Origin of the sequence: Pseudomonas sp. 34 E 7, from assembly GCF_900005715.1 — a bacterium.
Classification (GTDB): domain Bacteria; phylum Pseudomonadota; class Gammaproteobacteria; order Pseudomonadales; family Pseudomonadaceae; genus Aquipseudomonas; species Aquipseudomonas orientalis_A.
Window position 1 is genome coordinate 23,876 of record NZ_CVTX01000112.1, and the last position, 20,433, is coordinate 44,308.

Below are 20,433 nucleotides of genomic sequence, written 5' to 3' on the forward strand. Positions count from 1 at the left end.
CGCGGGGCGGCATGAGTACGGCAAGGGCCAGAGGCCCTTACCTACCCGAACGGATAGCTACTCAGTGGTTCTCGCCGCGTTCACGGGCAATGGCGCGGTAACCGATATCAGTGCGGTAGAAGCAGCCTTTCCAGTCGATTTTCGCGGCCAACTTGTACGCTTGCTGCTGCGCGGCGTCGACGCTGGCGCCCATCGCGGTGGCGCACAGCACGCGGCCACCGGCGGTGACGACCTTGCCGTCCTGCAGCGCAGTGCCGGCATGAAACACTTTGCCTTCCAGCGCAGCCGCGGCGTCCAGGCCTTCAATCACATCGCCCTTGGCGTAATCGGCAGGGTAACCGCCGGCCGCGAGCACGATGCCGACGCTCGGGCGTGGGTCCCACTGTGCTTCGACCTTGTCCAGGGCCTGGGCCAGCGCGGCCTCCACCAGCAGCACCAGGCTCGATTGCAGGCGCAGCATCACCGGTTGGGTTTCCGGGTCGCCGAAGCGGCAGTTGAACTCGATGACTTTCGGGTTGCCGGCTTTGTCGATCATCAGGCCGGCGTAGAGGAAACCGGTGTAGACGTTGCCTTCGTCGGCCATGCCGCGCACGGTCGGCCAGATCACCAGGTCCATGACGCGCTGGTGCACCTGGGCGGTGACCACCGGCGCCGGGGAATAAGCACCCATGCCGCCGGTGTTCGGGCCGCTGTCGCCGTTGCCGACGCGCTTGTGGTCCTGACTGGTGGCCATCGGCAAGACGTTCTTGCCGTCGACCATCACGATGAAGCTGGCTTCTTCGCCGTCGAGGAATTCCTCGATGACCACGCGCGAACCGGCATCACCAAAGGCGTTGCCGGCGAGCATGTCGCGTACGGCGTCCTCGGCTTCCTGCAGGGTCATGGCGACGATCACGCCTTTACCGGCGGCCAGGCCGTCGGCCTTGATCACGATCGGCGCACCTTTTTCACGCAGGTAAGCCAGGGCCGGCTCGATCTCGGTGAAGTTCTGGTAGTCGGCGGTCGGGATCTTGTGGCGCGCCAGGAAGTCCTTGGTGAAGGCTTTCGAGCCTTCCAGTTGAGCGGCACCGGCGGTCGGGCCGAAGCAATCCAGGCCACGGCTGCGGAACAGGTCGACGACGCCGGCAACCAATGGGACTTCCGGACCGACGATGGTCAGGGAGACGTTCTTTTCGGCAAAGTCCGCCAGTTGCTCAAGCGCCAGTACGTCGATGGCGACGTTTTCGCACTTGGCTTCAATGGCGGTACCGGCGTTGCCGGGCGCAACGAAGACTTTCTGCACACGGGGGTCCTGGGCAACTTTCCAGGCCAGGGCGTGTTCACGGCCACCGCTGCCAATGATCAAAACATTCATTTCAAAAACCTCAAATTCTGTGGGCTGATCGTTCCCACGCTCTGCGTGGGAATGCAGTCCGGGACGCTCTGCGTCCCAAGCGTGACGCGGAGCGTCACAAGAGGCATTCCCACGCGGAGCGTGGGAACGATCAATCAGTGGCGGAAGTGGCGCATGCCGGTGAAGACCATCGCAATACCGGCTTCATCAGCAGCCGCGATGACTTCAGCATCACGCATCGAACCACCCGGTTGGATCACGGCGGTCACGCCGGCTTTCGCGGCATTGTCCAGGCCATCACGGAACGGGAAGAACGCATCGGACGCCATCACCGAGCCCACCACCTGCAAGCCGGCGTGTTCAGCCTTGATCGCGGCGATACGCGCCGAGTTCACACGGCTCATCTGGCCGGCGCCGACACCGATGGTCTGGCGGTTCTTGGCGTAGACGATGGCGTTGGATTTGACGTACTTGGCCACTTTCCAGGCGAAGATCAGGTCGTTGATCTCTTGCTCGGTGGGCGCGCGTTTGGTCACCACTTTCAGGTCTTCGCTGCCGATCATGCCGATGTCGCGGCTCTGTACCAGCAGGCCGCCATTGACGCGCTTGTAATCCCAGGCAGCGGCGCGGTCAGCCGACCATTCACCGCAGGCCAGCAGGCGCACATTGGCTTTGGCCGCGACGATGGCGCGGGCCTCTTCGCTGACGCTTGGCGCGATGATCACTTCAACGAACTGGCGCTCGACGATCGCCTTGGCGGTCTCGGCGTCCAGTTCGCGGTTGAAGGCGATGATGCCGCCGAACGCCGATTCGGTGTCGGTGGCGTAGGCCAGTTCGTAGGCCTGGCGAATCCCGCCTTCAGCGTCCGGGCTCACCGCCACGCCGCACGGGTTGGCGTGCTTGACGATCACGCAGGCCGGCTTGACGAAGCTCTTCACGCATTCCAGCGCGGCGTCGGTGTCGGCCACGTTGTTGTAGGACAGCTCCTTGCCTTGCAGCTGGGTCGCAGTGGCAATGCCGACTTCGGCCGGTTTTGCCTCCACGTAGAACGCCGCGCTCTGGTGCGGGTTCTCGCCGTAGCGCATTTCCTGGGCCTTGATGAACTGGCTGTTGAAAGTGCGCGGGAACTGGCTGCGCCCTTCTGTGCTCAAGGTCTCGGCGGCCTGGTTCACGGTGCCCATGTAGTTGGCGATCATGCCGTCGTAGGCGGCGGTGTGTTCGAACGCCTTGAGCATCAGGTCGAAACGCTGGGCGTAGGTCAGGCCACCGGCTTTCAGGTTCTCCAGGACGTTGGCGTAGTCGCTGGCATTGACCACGATGGCCACGTCTTTATGGTTCTTGGCGGCCGAGCGGACCATGGTCGGGCCGCCGATATCGATGTTTTCGATGGCGGTCGGCAGGTCGCAACCTGGCTTGTTGATGGTGGCTTCGAAGGGGTAGAGGTTGACGGCGACCAGGTCGATCGGCTTGATGCCGTGCTCGTTCATGATGGCGTCGTCGATACCGCGACGGCCGAGGATGCCGCCGTGAATTTTCGGGTGCAGGGTTTTGACCCGACCGTCCATCATTTCCGCGAAACCGGTGTAGTCCGCGACTTCTACTGCGGCCACGCCGTTGTCCTGCAGCAGTTTGAAGGTCCCGCCCGTGGAGAGGATTTCCACGCCCAGGGCTTCCAGCTCCCGGGCAAATTCGAGGATCCCGGTCTTGTCGGAAACACTGATCAAGGCGCGGCGGATCGGCAGGCGGGTAGTCTGGTCGGTCATTTCAATTTCCATCAAAAGCAAAGGAGTCAGCAAAAAAGGCGACCGTTTTTACGCGGGCGCCTTTCTGGTTTGATTGAATGCTTACAGCAAATCGTACTGCTTGAGCTTTTTGCGCAAGGTCCCACGATTGAGGCCCAGCAGCTCACTGGCTTTGGTCTGGTTGCCCTTGACGTAGTTCATCACGCTTTCGAGCAGGGGCGCCTCGACTTCGGAGAGCACCAGGTTGTACACGTCCGTGACGGAAGCACCCTCGAGGTGGGCGAAATAATTGTGCAGCGCCTTCTCGACACTCCCGCGAAGGGTCTGGCCTTCTTCGCTCGGCGTGTTGAGGTGCTGTTTCAAATTGACGTTGTCGCTCACGGGTGCTGTTCCACTCACTAAAGTCTCGGTCATCAAGGTCATGCGGCCACCCCTTCTCCATCCCCTGTTGCCAGGCTCTTGTCACGTTCGGCGAAGAATTCACGAACGATGGCGACCTGTGCCTGCGTTTCATCCAAACGATTGAACTGAGCGCGCAATTCCTTGGCGCCCGGCAAGGTGGCGAGGTACCAGCCGACATGCTTGCGAGCAATACGTACGCCCATCACGTCCCCATAGAAGGCGTGCAGGGCGGCCAGATGCTCCAGCAGAATACGTTCCACCTCGGTCAGTCCCGGTGCCGGCAACACGTCGCCGGTACGCAGGAAATGCTCGATTTCACGGAAAATCCATGGCCGCCCCTGGGCGGCCCGGCCGATCAACAAGCCGTCGGCACCGGTGGCGTGCAGCACGCGCCGGGCTTTTTCGGCTGAATCGATATCGCCATTGGCAAACACCGGCATCGACACGGCCTGCTTGATCGCGGCAACCGTGTCGTACTCGGCTTCCCCGGTATAAAGGTCGGCGCGGGTGCGGCCATGCACCGCCAGCGCTGCAATACCCGCCTGTTCGGCGATCTTCGCCACCGTCAGGCCATTCTTGTTGTCCCGGTCCCAGCCGGTACGAATCTTCAGGGTCACCGGCACATCGACTGCGGCGACAACGGCCTGCAGGATCTCGGCAACCAACTGCTCATCTTTCAACAGGGCGGAACCGGCGGCCTTGTTGCAGACCTTCTTGGCCGGGCAGCCCATGTTGATATCAATGATCTGCGCGCCCAGCTCCACATTGGCCCTGGCCGCATCCGCCAGCATCTGCGCATCTCCCCCGGCGATCTGCACCGAGCGCGGCTCGGGATCACCTTCGTGGATCATGCGCATCCGCGACTTGCGGGTGTTCCACAAACTCATGTCGCTGGTGACCATTTCAGAGACTACTAGACCCGCGCCCAAACGTTTGCAGAGCTGACGAAAGGGCTGGTCCGTGACGCCCGCCATCGGGGCGAGGATCAAGCCGTTGTGCAATGTATATGGGCCGATGCGTACCGCCGACATAGGACTTCCCTGTTGTGGGGCCGGATCATTAGAGTTCGAAAAAGGGTTGGCATGATACCCGCTCTCGATGACTGGATAAAGGCTGAATTGGATAAAATCTGAACAGTTATTTTTTTATCGCCATCGGTTTGGTTGACGCCGGTGCAGTCAATAATCCGTCGTCAAACCACGGTTGCGGCGTGGCTTCATTCGGGCGAATGGAAGGTCAGGCTGTAATTCACGGCTTTGTTGCCGGGGTCGAGGATGTCCAGGGAGATGTGGATCGGCACCTGCGACGGCATTTCGCTGACCCCGGCCAATTCGCCGCTGAGGTATTCGGCGGGCTTGAAGCGCCGACTGGCGATCAGGCCGCCGTTGAGGTCGGCAAAGCGCAGTTCCAGCAGCGGGAAGGGCTGGGAGAAGGTTGCGCGGTTGTAGATGATCGCATCCACCACAAGGGCCCCGGCGAACTCCGGGTGGCTGCGCACCACCAGGTTGCTGCTCTTGATATGGGCGATGTCGACCCGCGATGGCACGCTGCAGCCCAAGGACGGGCACAGTTGCTGGAACCACGGGCGGTAGGTGTCCTGGCGGGCCAGTTCGTCGAATTGGTAGGCGATGTACTGGCCTGCCAGGCCGGCGGCAGCCAGCAGTACCAGCACGATCCAGATCAGGCGGCGACCCCAGCCTGACGCGCGCTTGTGCGCATACAGGTGCAGCGGATCGTCTTCCAGCTCCTGGAACAGGTCGTCGTGGGCGCTGGAATCGGCGCGCACTCGCTTGCGCCGCGATTGCGCACGCTCGTCGACTGCGTTCGCCGCCGGGGTCAGGGGCGTGAACGGTGGGTCCGGATCATCGTCGTCGTGCGGGGCCTCGCGCAGTGGCGGCTCGTCGTCGATATCGTCGGTGTGAAAGGACATGGACGGTTCGGTGCGTGCACTCAGCGCAGGTTCCGCTTCGGCGGGCAGGTCGCGTTCCTGCGGCGGCTCGCTGAACAGACTGGCGGCCCATTTTTCTTCCTCGGCCTTGACCGTATGGCGACTGGCGCTGAGGGCGTCGTCCTTGTGCCGGCGGTCGGCCCCCGGCTGGCGCCTTTCTGCGCCGACGGGCTGGGTGTGCTGAATCTCGCGGCGCTCGAGTTTGGCCAGCTCTTCGTCCAGGTCCAGGTTGTCCAGGTCCAGTTCTTCGGCCGTCCACTGCTTCTGGCTGATGGCGCGTGGGGCTTCGGCGGCAGGCTCAAGCACCGGGGCGTGGTCGGGAGCATAGTCAGGAGCTTGGTCAGGAGCGTGGCCAGGTTGCATTTGCGCCCGTTGCTCCAGCAACTGGCGAGCGGCATTGAACACTTGCAGGCACGAGCCGCAGCGCACCACGCCGCGGGCCACGTTCAACTGAGCGTGGCTGACGCGAAAGCGCGACTGGCAATGCGGGCACTGGGTGACGAAACTGTCGGTCATGCGGCCATCCGATTCAGGCAAGCGCTCATTCTAGCGCCGACGTCCACTGATGCGCACCCAACCGTCACGGTTGGCGATGGGGTCCAGCTCGAAATCCCTGGCGTAGGCGGCAGCGACCTCTTCGCCCTGCTCGGCGAGGATGCCCGACAGCGCCAGGCGCCCGCCCGGCCTGACCAGGCTCGACAGCTGCGGTGCCAGTGACACCAGCGGCCCGGCGAGGATATTGGCGACCAGCACATCGGCCTGCACCTGGGGCAGGTCCTCAGGCAGATAGAGTGGGAATTTGCCTTCAGGAATGTGGTTGCGCCCGGCGTTATCGCGGGAAGCTTCCAGTGCTTGCACGTCGATATCGGTGCCCACGGCTTCGTTGGCGCCCAGCAGCAGGGCGGCGATCGCCAGGATCCCCGAGCCGCAGCCGAAGTCGAGCACGTTGCAGTCGGTCAGGTCCTGGCCGTCCAGCCATTCCAGGCACAGCGCGGTGGTGGGGTGAGTGCCGGTGCCGAACGCCAGGCCCGGGTCCAGCAGCAGATTGACGGCCTCCGGCTCGGGTGCGGCGTGCCAGCTCGGTACGATCCACAGGCGCTGGCCGAAGCGCATTGGCTGGAAGTTATCCATCCAGCTGCGCTCCCAGTCCTGGTCTTCGATCACTTCGCTGTGATGCTCGGGCAGCGGGCCGCCGGTGAGCAATTCCATATGCGCCAGCACGGCGGCGGCATCGGTGCCGTCTTCGAACAGGGCCAGCAGATGGGTGTGGGACCACAGCGGGGTGGTGTTGAGTTCCGGTTCGAAGATCGGCTGGTCTTCGGCATCCATGAAAGTCACCGATACGGCGCCGACTTCGAGGAAAGCGTCTTCGTAGGTTTCGGCTTGTTCCGGGCTGATGGCGAGACGAACTTGCAGCCAAGGCATGGCGGGCACCTTTGAAAAAAATGAGTGTGCAGCGCGTAGGCCGCGAAAGCGCGCAAGTTTACGCGAGCGAACGGCAGAAGACGACATTACTGAATGAATGCGGAGCAAATGTGGGAGGGGGCTTGCCCCCGATTGCAGTGTGTCAGTCTCAATATCTGTAACTGATCCACCGCTATCGGGGGCAAGCCCCCTCCCACATTTGGACTGTGTATGGCCTGAAAGTTGGGGTGCAGAAACAACAAAACCGCCCGAAGGCGGCTTTGTTGGGTGGAGCGCTTACTGGTTGGCCAGCTTGTGTTCCAGGTAGTGAATGTTCACACCCCCTTCGCAGAAGCCTTCATCACGAACCAGGTCCCGATGCAGCGGGATGTTGGTCTTGATGCCGTCGACCACGATTTCGTCCAGGGCGTTGCGCATGCGGGCCATGGCCTCGTCGCGGGTCGCGCCCCAGGTGATCAGCTTGCCGATCAGCGAGTCGTAGTTGGACGGAACCTTGTAGCCGCTGTACAGGTGCGAATCCACACGTACGCCGTTGCCGCCGGGCGCGTGGAAATGCTTGACCAGGCCAGGGCTCGGCATGAAGGTTTGCGGGTCTTCGGCGTTGATCCGGCACTCCAGGGAGTGGCCGTGGATCTTCACGTCGTCCTGGGTGAAGGACAGCACGTTGCCGGCGGCGATGCTGAGCATCTCCTTGACGATGTCGATACCGGTGACCATCTCCGAAACCGGGTGTTCTACCTGCACGCGAGTGTTCATCTCGATGAAGTAGAAACGGCCGTTCTCGTAGAGGAACTCGAAAGTACCGGCGCCACGGTAGTTGATGTCGATGCACGCCTTGACGCAGCGCGCCAGGACTTCCTGGCGAGCCTTTTCGTCCAGACCCGGTGCCGGCGCTTCTTCCAGGACCTTCTGGTGACGACGTTGCAGCGAGCAATCGCGGTCACCCAGGTGGATCGCGTGGCCCTGGCCGTCGGACAGTACCTGCACTTCCACGTGACGTGGGTTGGTCAGGTACTTCTCCAGGTAGACCATCGGGTTACCGAACCAGGCGCCCGCTTCGGAGCGGGTCTGCTTGGCGGCTTCGATCAGGTCTTCTTCCTTGTGCACCACGCGCATGCCGCGACCACCACCACCACCGGCGGCCTTGATGATCACCGGGTAACCGACTTCGCGACCAATGCGCAGCGCGGTTTCCTCGTCTTCCGGCAACGGGCCGTCGGAACCTGGAACGGTTGGCACGCCGGCTGCAATCATGGCGTCCTTGGCCGAAACCTTGTCGCCCATCAGGCGGATGGTTTCGGCTTTAGGGCCGATGAAGGCGAAGCCGGATTTTTCCACCTGTTCGGCGAAATCGGCGTTTTCCGCGAGGAAGCCGTAGCCTGGGTGGATGCCATCAGCGCCGGTCACTTCAGCGGCCGCGATGATGTTCGAGACTTTCAGGTACGAGTTCGTGGCCAGTGGCGGGCCGATGCAGATGCTTTCGTCCGCCAGTTTCACGTGCATCAATTCGGTATCGGCCGTCGAGTAAACAGCGACGGTCTTGATGCCCTCTTCCTTACAGGCGCGCAGGATACGCAGCGCGATCTCGCCGCGGTTGGCGATCAGGACTTTTTGCAGTTTCTTCGCAGGTTTCAACATCGAAGGTGCTCCGCGGTTCAAACGATGGTGAACAGCGGCTGGTCGTACTCAACCGGCTGACCGTTTTCTACCAGGATGGATTCAATGACGCCGGCTTTTTCCGCAGTGATGTGGTTCATCATTTTCATCGCTTCCACGATGCAGATGGTGTCGCCCACTTTCACGGTCTTGCCCACTTCAACGAAGGCCGGCGAGGTCGGTGCCGGGGTGCGGTAGAAGGTACCGACCATTGGCGACTTGACCACGAAACCGTTCAGCTCAGGGGCTGCCGGGGCCGCAGGTGCTGCGGCTGGAGCGGCGGCGGCAGGTGCGGCAGCGGCTGGCGCCGGTGCTTGCATCTGGGGGGCGTAGAACTGTTGGGCCGGGGTCTTGCTGTGACGGCTGATCCGTACGGACTCTTCGCCTTCCTTGATTTCCAGCTCGTCGATACCGGATTCTTCCAGCAGTTCGATCAGTTTCTTAACTTTACGGATATCCATGAATCATCAACTCCCAAGGGTCGGTCAGGGGCGTTTAGCCTGTTCTTCAACGTGTTCCAGGGCGGCCTCCAGGGCCAGTCGGTAACCGCTGGCGCCAAGGCCGCAGATCACTCCTACCGCTACATCGGAGAAGTAAGAGTGATGGCGGAAAGCTTCGCGTTTGTGCACGTTCGATAAATGCACTTCGATGAATGGGATGCTCACCGCCAGCAGCGCGTCACGTAATGCAACGCTTGTATGCGTGAAAGCGGCGGGATTGATCAGAATAAAGTCCACACCTTCGCCGCGCGCGGCATGGATGCGATCAATCAATTCATACTCGGCATTGCTTTGCAGGTAGAGCAAATGGTGGCCGGCAACACGGGCCCTCTGTTCCAGATCGAGGTTGATCTGCTCCAGCGTCACTGCCCCGTAGACGCCCGGTTCACGGGTGCCGAGCAGGTTCAGGTTGGGTCCGTGAAGAACCAGTAAGGTCGCCATCGGCTGTTCCTTGTTATTGGTTGGGGTAGCGCAGAACCCGGCGACTATGCCGCAAAGCCTTTGTGACTGTCCAGTTCTATGCAGTAGCCAGCACGATTAGCGAGGATAGCGCGAAATTTGTGACTGTGACTTGGGATTCGGTCATGGGTAATACAGTCACAGGATTGCGCCGGATTCAATGTGGGAGGGGGCTTGCCCCGATGGCGGCCTCTGGGCCGACCAGGGTTTTGTGTCGATCTCGGTCCAAATGTGGGAGGGGGCTTGCCCCCGATGGCGGCCTCCGGGCCGACCAGGATGTTGGATTGGGTTGAGTACATATCCGTTTCTGCGGTAACGGCCACTTAGGGTTCCGCCCTTACGGCGGCTCACTTTTGAAAAGCGCAAAAGTAAGCAAAACGCTCTTGCCCCACCACTCGGCACCTCGCTTAGGCTCGGTGTGCCCTCTCTCCGGCTTGAATCCGTGGGCCGCCGCAATGGGCCATCCATGGCCCAGTGCGGCTAACCCGGCGTCCTGCCGGGTTACCCACGGATTCAAGCCTGCGTTCGGCCAGCGTGGTTTAACGGGGCGCCTGAGATCAAGATCAAAAGCCAGATCAAGATCACGAGCGGCTCGCTTCGCATCGTGGTTACGGTTGGGCGCTACAGGGTTGTGTAGATACCTATGGCTATCGGGGGCAAGCCCCCTCCCACATTTTGATCTCCACTGGAGGGGAGATTAGACGCGGAAGGCCTGCACCGCCGTGTTGAGCTGCCCGCCCAGCACCAGCAGGTGTTCGCCCTGGCTGCGCCCCTGGCCGATGCGCAGCAGGTTGTCCTCGCCCAGTTGGTGAATGCGTTCGCTGTTATCGCGAATCTCGCTCACGGCGCCGCTTTGCTGCGCAGTCACGTCAGCGATGCGTACCGCCGTCTCGGAAATGGTCTGGATCGCCCCGACGATTTCGTCCAGCGCGCCATCGGCGGCCTGGGCTTGCTCGGCGGTGGCTTCGGCGTGTTCGACCTGCGCACGCATGCCTTGCACCGATTGGTGGGCGGCGCTTTGCAGGCTGCTGATCAAGCCCTGGATTTCGGCGGTGGCGCCGGCTGTGCGTTGGGCCAGGGTGCGCACTTCATCGGCGACTACGGCAAAACCCCGGCCGGCCTCTCCGGCGCGGGCGGCTTCGATAGCGGCATTGAGCGCCAGCAGGTTGGTCTGGTCGGCGATCGAGCGGATCACCGTGAGCACGCCGCCGATGGTGGCGGATTCCTCGGCAAGTTTCTCGATCATCTGCGCGTTTTGCTGCACTTCTCCCACCAGGGCGTGCAGCCCGGTCAGGCTCAGGCCGATGACGCGCTGGCCTTGTTCCACGGCGATGCCGGCACTGCGACTGGCGCCAGCGGCCTGGCTGGCATCGCCCGCCACTTGCTGGATGGTCGCTTCCAGTTCGCCCAGGGAGTCACGGATCTGCGCGGTATCCCCGGCCTGGCGTTCGGCGCCGTCATGCAGGCCGCTGCTCAGTTCGGCAAGGGCGCGGCTGCTGCCGGCGACTTCTTCGGCGTTGCCGCGAATCGTGCCGACCAGGTCCACCAGATAAGCGCGCAGGCGGTTGAGCGAGGCCTGGATATCGTGCAGTTCGCGGTTGGTCCTGCCCAGGTCGATCGGCTGGCTGAAGTTGCCTTCGGCCCAGGTGGACAGCGCCGGGGCGAGGGCGGTCAGCACCCGCGCCAGGCGACGCTGCAAGGTGTCGATCAACAGGGCGATCAGCAGGATCAGGCCAATCATCAGCCCTTGTATCAGGCGCACTTCGCCCTGGATGCTGGCGTGTTGCGCGCGCACCACTGGCTCCAGGCCGGCGATGGCTTGGCGCACACCGGTGATCTTGGTGCGTGTGGCGGCGGCGAGGTCGGCGCGTTGCTGGATCTGTTCGCGGGTGCGCTTGAGCTCGGCGGGGTAGCGGGTCAACAGGCCGTTGAGTTCACGCTTGAGGTCAACGCCGGTGTCCAGCGCTTCGGTTTTTTCAGTGTTTTCCAGGCCCATCAAGGCGGAAAAATCGTCGGTGCTGGATTCGGCGCTGGCCTTCACGCCCAGTAACGGCAGCTGTGCCAGCAGGTCGGCCTGGCTACGGATGTTGGCGATTTCACGCTCGACGTCATCGGCCAGCTCGGCGCGCCCGCTGCTGACCAGTTTTTCGCGCGCCAGGGACAACTTGCCCAGGTGTTGCGAGGCGGCCAGCAGCGGCGGCAGGTAGCGCGCGGCGTCCGCAGAATTGGCCGCGCCGGCGTACTGGCTCAGTTGCTCCAGGTTCGCCCCCAGTTCGCGTTCGGCTTGCAGCAGCAGCGCTTGCGGGTCGCCGGCCAGTTTACCGGCGGCGAGCAGGTCGGTTTTGCTGAAGGCATCCAGGTCCGCAAGGCTGGGGCGCAGGCTTTGCGCCAACTCGGGCGGCAGTGAGTCGAGCTGCTGCAGCAGGCTTTCCAGGCTCTGGCCGGCGCTGCTCAACCGCAGGGCATCGCCGCTGGCCAGGTAGTCGTCGATATTGCGTGCGGTCTGGTTCTCAAAGGCCTGGGACAGCCCCAGATAGCGCTCCATCAACAGGTACGGGCGCTCCAGTGCTCGTTGCGACCACCACAGCGTCGCGCCAAGTGCCAGGCACACGGCAACCAGAAGAAGGGTATTGAGATTGGTCAGCAGCTTCAGGCGCATGCGTGGTTTCAACCGACAGCAAAAGATAAGTGCCTGAAGTTATTGCGTTTCTATTACAGCGTTATGACCGAATCAGTGAATCCCGGTGAAAAGATGGCACTTTGCTTTGATGGGCGAGCCGCCTGCACGCGGTTGCGTCCGGCATGCTTGGCACGGTACAGCGCCTCGTCGGCCTGGGCGGCCATCATCAGGCCGTCGGAGCCGTCGCACAGTTCCACCAGCCCGGCACTGAAGGTGCACCATAAGTCCTGCGGCTGGGCCGGGTAGTGGATTTCGGCAAAGCGCCCACGAATGTCGTCCAGCACCCTGCAGGCCGATTCGAGGTCGGTGTCGGGCATCACGATGGCAAATTCCTCACCGCCATAGCGGCCGATGTAATCGGTCTTGCGCAGGCGCTGCTTGAGGAACAGGGCCAAGCTCTTGATGACGCGATCGCCCATGGGGTGACCGTGGCTGTCATTGACCCGCTTGAAGTGGTCGATATCCAGCATGGCGAAGCTCAGCGGCTTGTTTTCGCGACGGGCGCGGAAGCTGCAGTCTTCGAGCAATTGCAGGATATGCGTGTGGTTGTACAGCCCGGTCAGGCTGTCGCGCACCATCCGCGCCTTCAGATTGCGCGCACGCGCCGCGCGGTTGCGCACGGTGGTGATCAGATGGCGCGGCTTGATCGGCTTGGTCAGGAAGTCGTCACCGCCTTCGCTCATCGCGTCGAGCTGTTTGTCCAGGTCGTCTTCGGCCGACAGGTAGATGATCGGCACGCTGACATAGCGGTCGTTGTGGCGAATCACCTTGGCCAGCTCGGTGCCGGTGCAGGCGGGCATGTACATGTCGAGGATGATCAGGTCGGGCTGGAAGTCCGCCAGCTCGGCCATGGCCTGGATCGGCTCGATCAAGGTGCGGGTGACGATGCCGGCGCTGTTGAGCAGGCGCTCGGTGTGCAAGGCCTGGGCACGGGAGTCGTCAATGATCAGCACTTTATACGGCTCGTATTGAGCGACGCAGGTCAGCACTTCGATCTTTTCCAGCAGGCTTGAGGCTTCCAGCGTGCCGGTGAGGAATTCTTCGCCGCCGGCGCGCACGGCGGCCAGGCGCGTCGGCGTGTCGGTTTCATGCAGGCTGAAAAACAGCAGCGGCAGCTTTTGCTCCAGGCCCTGCTGGGCTTCGGCGGCCAGTTTGAGCCCCAGTCCGGGGCCGCAAAAATCCACGTCCATCACGATCGCCGACGGCAGGCGCTCGGCCATGGAGGCGCGAAACGCTGCGACGCTGTCCAGGGACTGCGCGCTCATGCCGAAGAATTCCAACTGCTTGGCCAGGCGCTCGGCGCGGTCATGGTCGGCCAGCATTACGTAGATCGGTTTGCGCATCGGCGGCAGCAGGGTTTGCTCGAGTTGATCGCCCTGGCGCAGCCCGGTGCGCGACAGGCGCTGCATCAAACGGTTGAGTTCGGTGATCAGGTGGCTGCTCAGGCGGCCACGGTTTTCGTCCACGGCCTTGAGGGACTCGCCAATGTGCTGGGCCAGTTGACGGTGCTCGGGCTGTTCAAAACGCTCGGCAAAGCGCAGCAGGCGCAGATTGGCTTCGCTGAGCTCGGAGAAGTCGGCGTTCGACCATTCGCTGCGTTGCAGGCGCTGCCAGATCTCAAGAATTTGACGTGCCTGATGAATTACCCGCTGGGCAAAATGCTGCTTGAGACGCTCGCGGCTGGGGTCTTCTGACTCGGTCATATCCTGACTACTGTGAGGGTGCATGCTGAGGTCAACTAGTGGCCCTATGCTAGCACCTCTTTTCTATTGTATGAGTGTCATACGTCAATTAAGTACGCGTCGGCGGTATTCATTTTTTGACCTCGTGGTCGCGCTGTGTAAAAAGCGTGCATCCTTTATAGTTCACCCTCGGGTATGCGCCAGTCTGGTTTAAAAGCGCCGCACCGATGGGCACGATGGGGTAGGGTTGTGGTCGGAGTGTTTGACCGCACCCGGACAATTGATGTGCATGAACTCAAGTGATTGAAAGGATATCGCCATGCTGGACTGGAAAAACCGTGAAGGCAGTGCCAAAGGCCCCGCCCCTGAGCCCAAGTCGGCCAACCGCAGCTACGTTCGCAACCTGCTCATGAGTCGCGCCTTGCTCAGCGTGATCTGCTTGTACCTGCTGGTCACCGGTGGCCTGGGTTGGTATTGGAGCCAGGAGCCGGCGTTGTTTCCGGTCCAGCAAAACGCCCAGCTTGCCGCCGAGAAGGAAGGCAAACAGATGGTGATCGGCTACACCACCGTCGAAACCCTGAAAAACGTGGTCGGCACCTTGCTCAACAAGCCCGGCGGTTATATTTCCAATGACCGTTTCCCGCCAGGCCTGTGGATGGACAACATGCCGAGCTGGGAGTACGGCGTGCTGGTGCAGGTACGTGACCTGACCCGCGCCCTGCGCAAGGATTTCGCCCGTTCCCAGTCGCAGTCGGCTGAAGACGCTGACCTGGCCAAGGCCGAGCCGCGTTTCAACTTTGACAACAAGAGCTGGGTGCTGCCGTCCAGCGAGTCGGAATACCAGGAAGGCATCAATTCCCTGAGCCGTTACGAAGCACGCCTGTCCGACCCCAACCAGAAGGGCGCGCTGTTCTATGCCCGCGCCGACAACCTGAACAACTGGCTGGGCGATGTCGCCACCCGTCTGGGTTCGCTGTCGCAACGCCTGTCGGCCAGTGTGGGCCGCGTGAAGCTGAACACCGCGCTGAAAACCGAAGCGCTGGCGCCGGGTGAAGTGCCGCAGGTCGATGAAGAAGTGGTGGAAACCCCCTGGATGCAGATCGACAACGTGTTCTACGAAGCCCGTGGCCAGGCATGGGCACTGTCCCACCTGCTGCGCGCCATCGAAGTCGATTTTGCCGACGTGCTGGCCAAGAAAAACGCCACCGTCAGCGTGCGCCAGATCATTCGTGAGCTGGAGGCCTCGCAGGAACCGGTGTGGAGCCCGATGATTCTCAACGGCAGTGGCTTCGGGGTACTGGCGAACCATTCGCTGGTGATGGCCAACTACATTTCCCGGGCCAACGCTGCAGTGATCGATTTGCGTCAGCTCCTCAATCAGGGTTGATGATGGACGCTACTCAAAAGGAGGCCGCCCACCGGGTAGCCTCCGATGCTGAACTGATCCAGTGGGTTGACGAACATGACAACCCGCTCGGCAACCTCGTCAGGTCCGACCTGCGCAACCGCGGGCTGATTGGCCGTTGCACCTTTATCTTTCTGTTCAACTCCAGGGGCGAGCTGTGTGTGCATCGGCGCACCCTGAGCAAAGCGCTGTACCCCGGGTTCTGGGACACGGCAGCGGGCGGGATGGTCGCGGCAGGGGAAACCTATGCCGATTCGGCGGCCCGTGAGCTTGCCGAAGAACTCGGCGTCAGCGGCGTGGAATTGATCGAACATGACCATTTCTATTTTGAAGACGGCGACAGCAGGCTTTGGTGCACCTCCTACTCGGCGGTATGGGACGGGCCACTGTGCCTGCAGCCCGAAGAAGTCATGGAAGCGCGCTTCCTGCCGATTGAAACGGTGTTGAGCGAGGCCAGACACAAGCCTTACTGCCCGGACGCGCAAGAAGGCCTGCGGCGCTATCTGGCCTTGCGTCGCTAAAGTTGCATGAAATGGCGCCATTTGGCCCTTAGCAACTTGGCTTTTTGCCGTTACACTGCGCCACTTTTCATCCCCTAGAGGATTGCCGGTGGCCAAGAAAGCCGCATCCTTCGCCGCCCTGGGTGGCCTGGTATTTTCCACCGATGCAGGTCGACACTGCCCGGACTGCCGTCAGCCCGTGGATTCGTGCACCTGCAAACAAACCCTGATTCCCGAAGGCGACGGCATTGCCCGCGTACGCCGCGAGAGCAAAGGCCGTGGCGGCAAGACGGTGACCACCATCACCGGTGTGCCGCTGGCCGAAGAGGCGCTTAAGGAACTTGCCACCACGCTGAAAAAGCGCTGCGGCACCGGTGGCGCGTTGAAAGACGGGGTCATCGAAATCCAGGGCGAGCATGTCGAACTGCTGTTGGCCGAGCTGATCAAGCTCGGTTACAAGGCCAAGAAGTCCGGTGGCTGAAAGCCTCTTCCCGACCTGTGTCTAAACTCTGCCCTGCGAGCGAGGTCTACCTCCCTTACAGGCAAATCGTCATTTTCATTCTTTAGACTGCGCCAGCCTCCGCTTGAGGTGGCGCCTTCGCCTTCATTTATAGGGGACTTCGATGTCCGTACGACGCACACGCAAAGACGATGGCAGCCAATGGACAGTTGCGGACAGCCGCAGTGTTTACGGGATTCGCCATTGGGGGGCCGGTTATTTCGCGATCAATGAAGCCGGTCGCGTAGAAGTCCGTCCGAACGGTCCGAACAGCACGCCTGTCGATCTGTACGAGCAAGTCGACGAGCTGCGCAAAAGCGGCCTGTCGTTACCGCTGTTGGTGCGCTTCCCCGATATCCTGCAAGACCGTGTACGCCAGCTCACCGGTGCTTTCGATTCGAACATCGAACGCCTGGAATACCAGAGCCAGTACACCGCGCTGTACCCGATCAAGGTGAACCAGCAGGAAGCGGTGATCGAGAACATCATCGCCACCCAGAACGTCTCCATCGGCCTGGAAGCCGGCTCCAAGCCGGAGCTGCTCGCCGTGCTGGCCCTGGCGCCGAAGGGCGGCACCATCGTCTGCAACGGTTACAAGGACCGTGAATTCATCCGCCTGGCGCTGATGGGCCAGAAGCTCGGCCACAATGTGTTTATCGTGATCGAGAAAGAATCCGAAGTTGAATTGGTGATCGAAGAGGCCGCCAGCCTCAAGGTCAAGCCGCAGGTGGGCTTGCGTGTGCGCCTGTCGTCCCTGGCCTCAAGCAAGTGGGCGGACACCGGTGGCGAGAAGTCCAAGTTCGGTCTGTCGGCGGCGCAGCTGCTGTCGGTGGTCGAGCGTTTCCGCGCGGCCGGCCTGGACCAGGGCATCCGCCTGCTGCACTTTCACATGGGTTCACAGATCGCCAACCTGGCCGACTACCAGCACGGGTTCAAGGAAGCCATTCGTTACTACGGCGAACTGCGCAACCTTGGCCTGCCGGTGGACCACATCGACGTGGGCGGCGGCCTGGGCGTGGACTACGACGGTACCCACTCGCGCAACGCCAGCTCGATCAACTACGACATGGACGACTACGCCGGCGTGGTGGTGGGCATGCTCAAGGAGTTCTGCGACGCGCAGAGCCTGCCGCATCCGCACATCTTCTCCGAGAGTGGCCGTTCGCTGACCGCCCACCACGCCATGCTGGTGGTGCAGGTGACCGACGTCGAGAAACACAACGACGAAATCCCGACCATCGAAAACAAGGAGAGCCTGCCGGAAACTGTGCAATGGCTGGTGGACCTGCTGGGCCCGACCGATATCGAGATGGTCACCGAAACCTACTGGCGCGCCACTCACTACATGAGCGACGTGGCCACCCAGTACGCCGACGGCAAGCTGACCCTGGCCGAGAAAGCCCTGGCCGAACAGTGCTATTTCGCCGTGTGCCGTCGCCTGCACAACTCGCTCAAGGCTCGCCAGCGCTCGCATCGCCAGGTGCTGGACGAACTCAACGACAAACTGGCCGACAAGTACATCTGCAACTTCTCGGTGTTCCAGAGCCTGCCGGACACCTGGGCCATCGGCCAGGTACTGCCGATTCTGCCGCTGCATCGCCTCGACGAAGAGCCGCTGCGCCGCGCCGTGCTGCAAGACCTGACCTGCGACTCCGACGGCAAGATCAAGCAGTACGTCGACGAACAGAGCATCGAGACCAGCCTGCCGGTCCATGCCTTGAACGAGGGCGAAGACTACCTGCTGGGCATCTTCCTGGTCGGCGCGTATCAGGAAATCCTCGGCGATATGCACAACCTGTTCGGTGACACCGACTCGGTGAACATCTACCAGCGTGAAGACGGTTCGGTGTACAGCGCCGGTATCGAGACTCACGACACCATCGAAGACATGCTGCGCTATGTGCACTTGTCGCCGGAGGAATTGATGACGCATTACCGTGACAAGTGTGCGAGTGCGAAGATCAGTGCGTCGGAACGTACCCAGTTCCTGGACGCGCTGCGCCTGGGCCTGACGCGATCCTCCTACCTGTCCTCGTAAAAAAATGTGGGAGGGGGCTTGCCCCCGATAGCGGAGTGTCAGGCAACTGATTTGTTGCTGATGTACTGCTATCGGGGGCAAGCCCCCTCCCACATTTGGATTGCATTTCTTCAGTTTTTACCGAGCCACAGCCCTTGCCGATTCAGGCGCCAGGCAATTGCCCACAGGGTCAAACTGCGCACCGCCATGAACAGCAGGAAGGTGATCCACAACCCGTGGTTGCCCAACCCCTGCAATGCCCACGCAAGCGGCACCACCAGCAGCACCGTCAGCAACATCCCATTGCGCATTTCCCGCGCTCGCGTGGCGCCGATAAACAATCCATCGAGCAGATAACTCCACACCGCAATCAACGGCAATACCGCAAGGTAGGGCAGGTAGCGGTCGGCGGTTTCGCGCACGCTGGGAATGTCGGTTTGCATGGCGATAAACAGGTGGCCGCCGAAGGTGAACAGCAGCGCGAAACCGACGCTGGCGATCAGTGACCAACCACAGGCAACCACCAATGATCGTTTTAACGCCTGGCGGTCACGTGCGCCGATGGCGTGGCCGCACAGGGCCTCGACAGCGTGAGCGAGGCCGTCCAAAGCGTGTGCCGTCAGCAGCAGGCCGTTGAGCAACAGCGCATTGGCCGCCACGGTCGCATCCCCCAGCCGCGCGCCCTGTACGGTGATCATGAAAAACACCGACTGCAACGCCAGGCTGCGGATAAAGATGTCGCGGTTTACCGCCAGCAATGGGCGCCAGCTTTGCCACAGCTTGAGCGCGGCCCAGGCGATATGGCCGGGGTAGGCGCGCAAGGCTTTCTGGGTGAGGGCCAGGCCGAGCAGGGCACCGGTCCATTCGGCAATCACCGAGGCGCGGGCCGAACCGACCACGCCCCAATCCAGGCCCAGAACGAACCACAGGTTCAGCGCGATATTGACCAGGTTGGTGGTCAGCAGGATCGCCAACGGCGCACGGGCGTTCTGGGTGCCGAGGAACCAGCCGACCAGCGCATAGCTGGCAAGGGCGGCGGGCAGGCCGAACAGGCGCGTATGGAAGAATTCCCGGGTCAGTTGGTTCAGTTCGGCCGAGGGTTGCATCCACTCGAGCGCCAGGTGGCTGAGCGGAATGCCCACGCTGCCCAGCAACATGGCCAGTCCCAGCGCGAGCAGCAGGCCTTGCAGCAGCACCTGGCGCAATGCCGCGCCGTCATTGCGCCCGGCGGCCTGGGCGGCAAAGCCGGTGGAGCCCATGCGCAAGAAGCCCATGGCCCAGGCGAGGAAGGTATACAGGCTGGCGCCGACGGCCACGGCGCCCAGTTGGTGGGCATGGGGCAGATGGCCGATGACCATGCTGTCGACCAGGGCCACCAGCGGCACGGAGATATTCGACAGGATCATCGGCGCGGCCAGGGCCCAGACACGGCGATGGGTGGGGCGGTGGCGCCAGTCGGCGAGCAGGGCGGTCATGAAGGCTCCTAGGTGGAGCGCCATTGTAACCGGCCATTAACCCCACGGCAGATCCAATGTGGGAGGGGCGGTACGACGATCGACTTGCCCCCAATGGCGGCCTCTGGGCCGACCAGGATGTCGTGTCGATCCCGGCCCAAATGTGGGAGGGGGCTTGCCCCCGATGGCGGCCTCAGAGCCGGCCAGGATGTTGTGTCGATCCCGATCCAAATGTGGGAGGGGGCTTGCCCCCGATGACGGCGTCAGGGCCGACCAGGATGTTGCGTCGATCCCGATCCAAATGTGGGAGGGGGCTTGCCCCCGATGACGGCCTCAGGGCCGACCAGGATGTTGTGTCGATCCCGATCCAAATGTGGGAGGGGGCTTGCCCCCGATGGCGGCCTCAGAGCCGACCAGGATGCTGGATCAGACCGAGTACATATCCGTTTCTGCGGTCACGGCTGCTTAGGGTTCCGCCCTGACGGCGGCTCACTTTTGAAAAGCGCAAAAGTAAGCAAAACGCTCTTGCCCCACCACTCGGCACCTCGCCTAGGCTCGGTGTGCCCTCTCTCCGGCTTGAATCCGTGGGCCGCCGCAATGGGCCATCCATGGCCCAGTGCGGCTAACCCGGCGTCCTGCCGGGTTACCCACGGATTCAAGCCTGCGTTCGGCCAGCGTGGTTTAACGGGGCGCCTGAGATCAAGATCAAAAGCGGCTCGCTTCGCATCGTG

General features: G+C 62.1%; 16 protein-coding genes. 4 read left to right on the plus strand and 12 right to left on the minus strand.

What is annotated here, in order from left to right; genetic code table 11:
* Positions 1-61: 61 nt before the first annotated feature.
* The 11 genes from purD to BFP96_RS09585 all read right to left on the minus strand — a co-directional run bounded on the left by purD (position 62) and on the right by BFP96_RS09585 (position 13,848).
* Positions 62-1,354: a phosphoribosylamine--glycine ligase gene (gene purD / locus BFP96_RS09535; protein ID WP_065883445.1), complete on the minus strand. Its 1,293-nt coding sequence runs from the start codon at positions 1,352-1,354 to the stop codon at positions 62-64.
* Between the two features lie 134 nt (positions 1,355-1,488).
* A complete protein-coding gene (gene purH / locus BFP96_RS09540; protein ID WP_065936089.1) occupies positions 1,489-3,096 on the minus strand; it encodes a bifunctional phosphoribosylaminoimidazolecarboxamide formyltransferase/IMP cyclohydrolase in 1,608 nt (535 codons plus the stop codon).
* Between the two features lie 81 nt (positions 3,097-3,177).
* On the minus strand, positions 3,178-3,498 hold the full coding sequence (fis, locus tag BFP96_RS09545; RefSeq protein WP_007250933.1) for a DNA-binding transcriptional regulator Fis: 321 nt from the start codon (positions 3,496-3,498) through the stop codon (positions 3,178-3,180).
* Entirely contained in the window at positions 3,495-4,508 is a 1,014-nt protein-coding gene (gene dusB, locus BFP96_RS09550) for a tRNA dihydrouridine synthase DusB (protein WP_065883448.1), read from the minus strand. The genes fis and dusB overlap by 4 nt, the downstream gene beginning before the upstream one ends.
* Before the next feature lie 185 nt (positions 4,509-4,693).
* On the minus strand, positions 4,694-5,941 hold the full coding sequence (locus BFP96_RS09555; protein WP_065936090.1) for a DUF3426 domain-containing protein: 1,248 nt from the start codon (positions 5,939-5,941) through the stop codon (positions 4,694-4,696).
* A gap of 30 nt (positions 5,942-5,971) precedes the next feature.
* Positions 5,972-6,850 carry a 50S ribosomal protein L11 methyltransferase gene (prmA, locus tag BFP96_RS09560; RefSeq protein WP_065936091.1) on the minus strand — a complete coding sequence of 293 codons (879 nt, stop codon included), beginning with the start codon at positions 6,848-6,850 and terminating at the stop codon, positions 5,972-5,974.
* A 276-nt stretch (positions 6,851-7,126) separates the two neighbouring features.
* On the minus strand, positions 7,127-8,488 hold the full coding sequence (gene accC / locus BFP96_RS09565; protein ID WP_065894600.1) for an acetyl-CoA carboxylase biotin carboxylase subunit: 1,362 nt from the start codon (positions 8,486-8,488) through the stop codon (positions 7,127-7,129).
* Positions 8,489-8,505: 17 nt separating this feature from the next.
* A complete protein-coding gene (gene accB / locus BFP96_RS09570; protein WP_065894602.1) occupies positions 8,506-8,967 on the minus strand; it encodes an acetyl-CoA carboxylase biotin carboxyl carrier protein in 462 nt (153 codons plus the stop codon).
* A 24-nt stretch (positions 8,968-8,991) separates the two neighbouring features.
* Positions 8,992-9,447 (minus strand): type II 3-dehydroquinate dehydratase, encoded by a 456-nt coding sequence (gene aroQ, locus BFP96_RS09575; protein ID WP_057724120.1) that lies wholly within the window; start codon positions 9,445-9,447, stop codon positions 8,992-8,994.
* 715 nt (positions 9,448-10,162) lie between these two features.
* Positions 10,163-12,124, minus strand: a complete 1,962-nt coding sequence (locus tag BFP96_RS09580; protein ID WP_065894605.1) for a methyl-accepting chemotaxis protein — start codon at positions 12,122-12,124, stop codon at positions 10,163-10,165.
* 53 nt (positions 12,125-12,177) lie between these two features.
* Entirely contained in the window at positions 12,178-13,848 is a 1,671-nt protein-coding gene (locus BFP96_RS09585; protein ID WP_065897679.1) for a response regulator, read from the minus strand.
* 298 nt (positions 13,849-14,146) lie between these two features.
* Here BFP96_RS09585 and BFP96_RS09590 point away from each other — a divergent pair, with 298 nt between their 5' ends.
* From BFP96_RS09590 to speA, 4 genes are all read left to right on the plus strand, one after another.
* A complete protein-coding gene (locus tag BFP96_RS09590) occupies positions 14,147-15,214 on the plus strand; it encodes a DUF2333 family protein (RefSeq protein WP_065883460.1) in 1,068 nt (355 codons plus the stop codon).
* A gap of 2 nt (positions 15,215-15,216) precedes the next feature.
* A complete protein-coding gene (locus tag BFP96_RS09595; RefSeq protein WP_065897678.1) occupies positions 15,217-15,753 on the plus strand; it encodes an NUDIX hydrolase in 537 nt (178 codons plus the stop codon).
* A gap of 88 nt (positions 15,754-15,841) precedes the next feature.
* A complete protein-coding gene (locus BFP96_RS09600) occupies positions 15,842-16,213 on the plus strand; it encodes a translation initiation factor Sui1 (protein ID WP_057724111.1) in 372 nt (123 codons plus the stop codon).
* Positions 16,214-16,355: 142 nt separating this feature from the next.
* Complete coding sequence (speA, locus tag BFP96_RS09605) at positions 16,356-18,269, plus strand: arginine decarboxylase (RefSeq protein ID WP_065883466.1); 1,914 nt, start codon at positions 16,356-16,358, stop codon at positions 18,267-18,269.
* Between the two features lie 110 nt (positions 18,270-18,379).
* Here speA and BFP96_RS09610 read toward each other — a convergent pair whose 3' ends face one another.
* Positions 18,380-19,723, minus strand: coding sequence for an MATE family efflux transporter (locus BFP96_RS09610; protein WP_065936092.1), 1,344 nt, complete (start codon positions 19,721-19,723; stop codon positions 18,380-18,382).
* Positions 19,724-20,433: the final 710 nt, after the last annotated feature.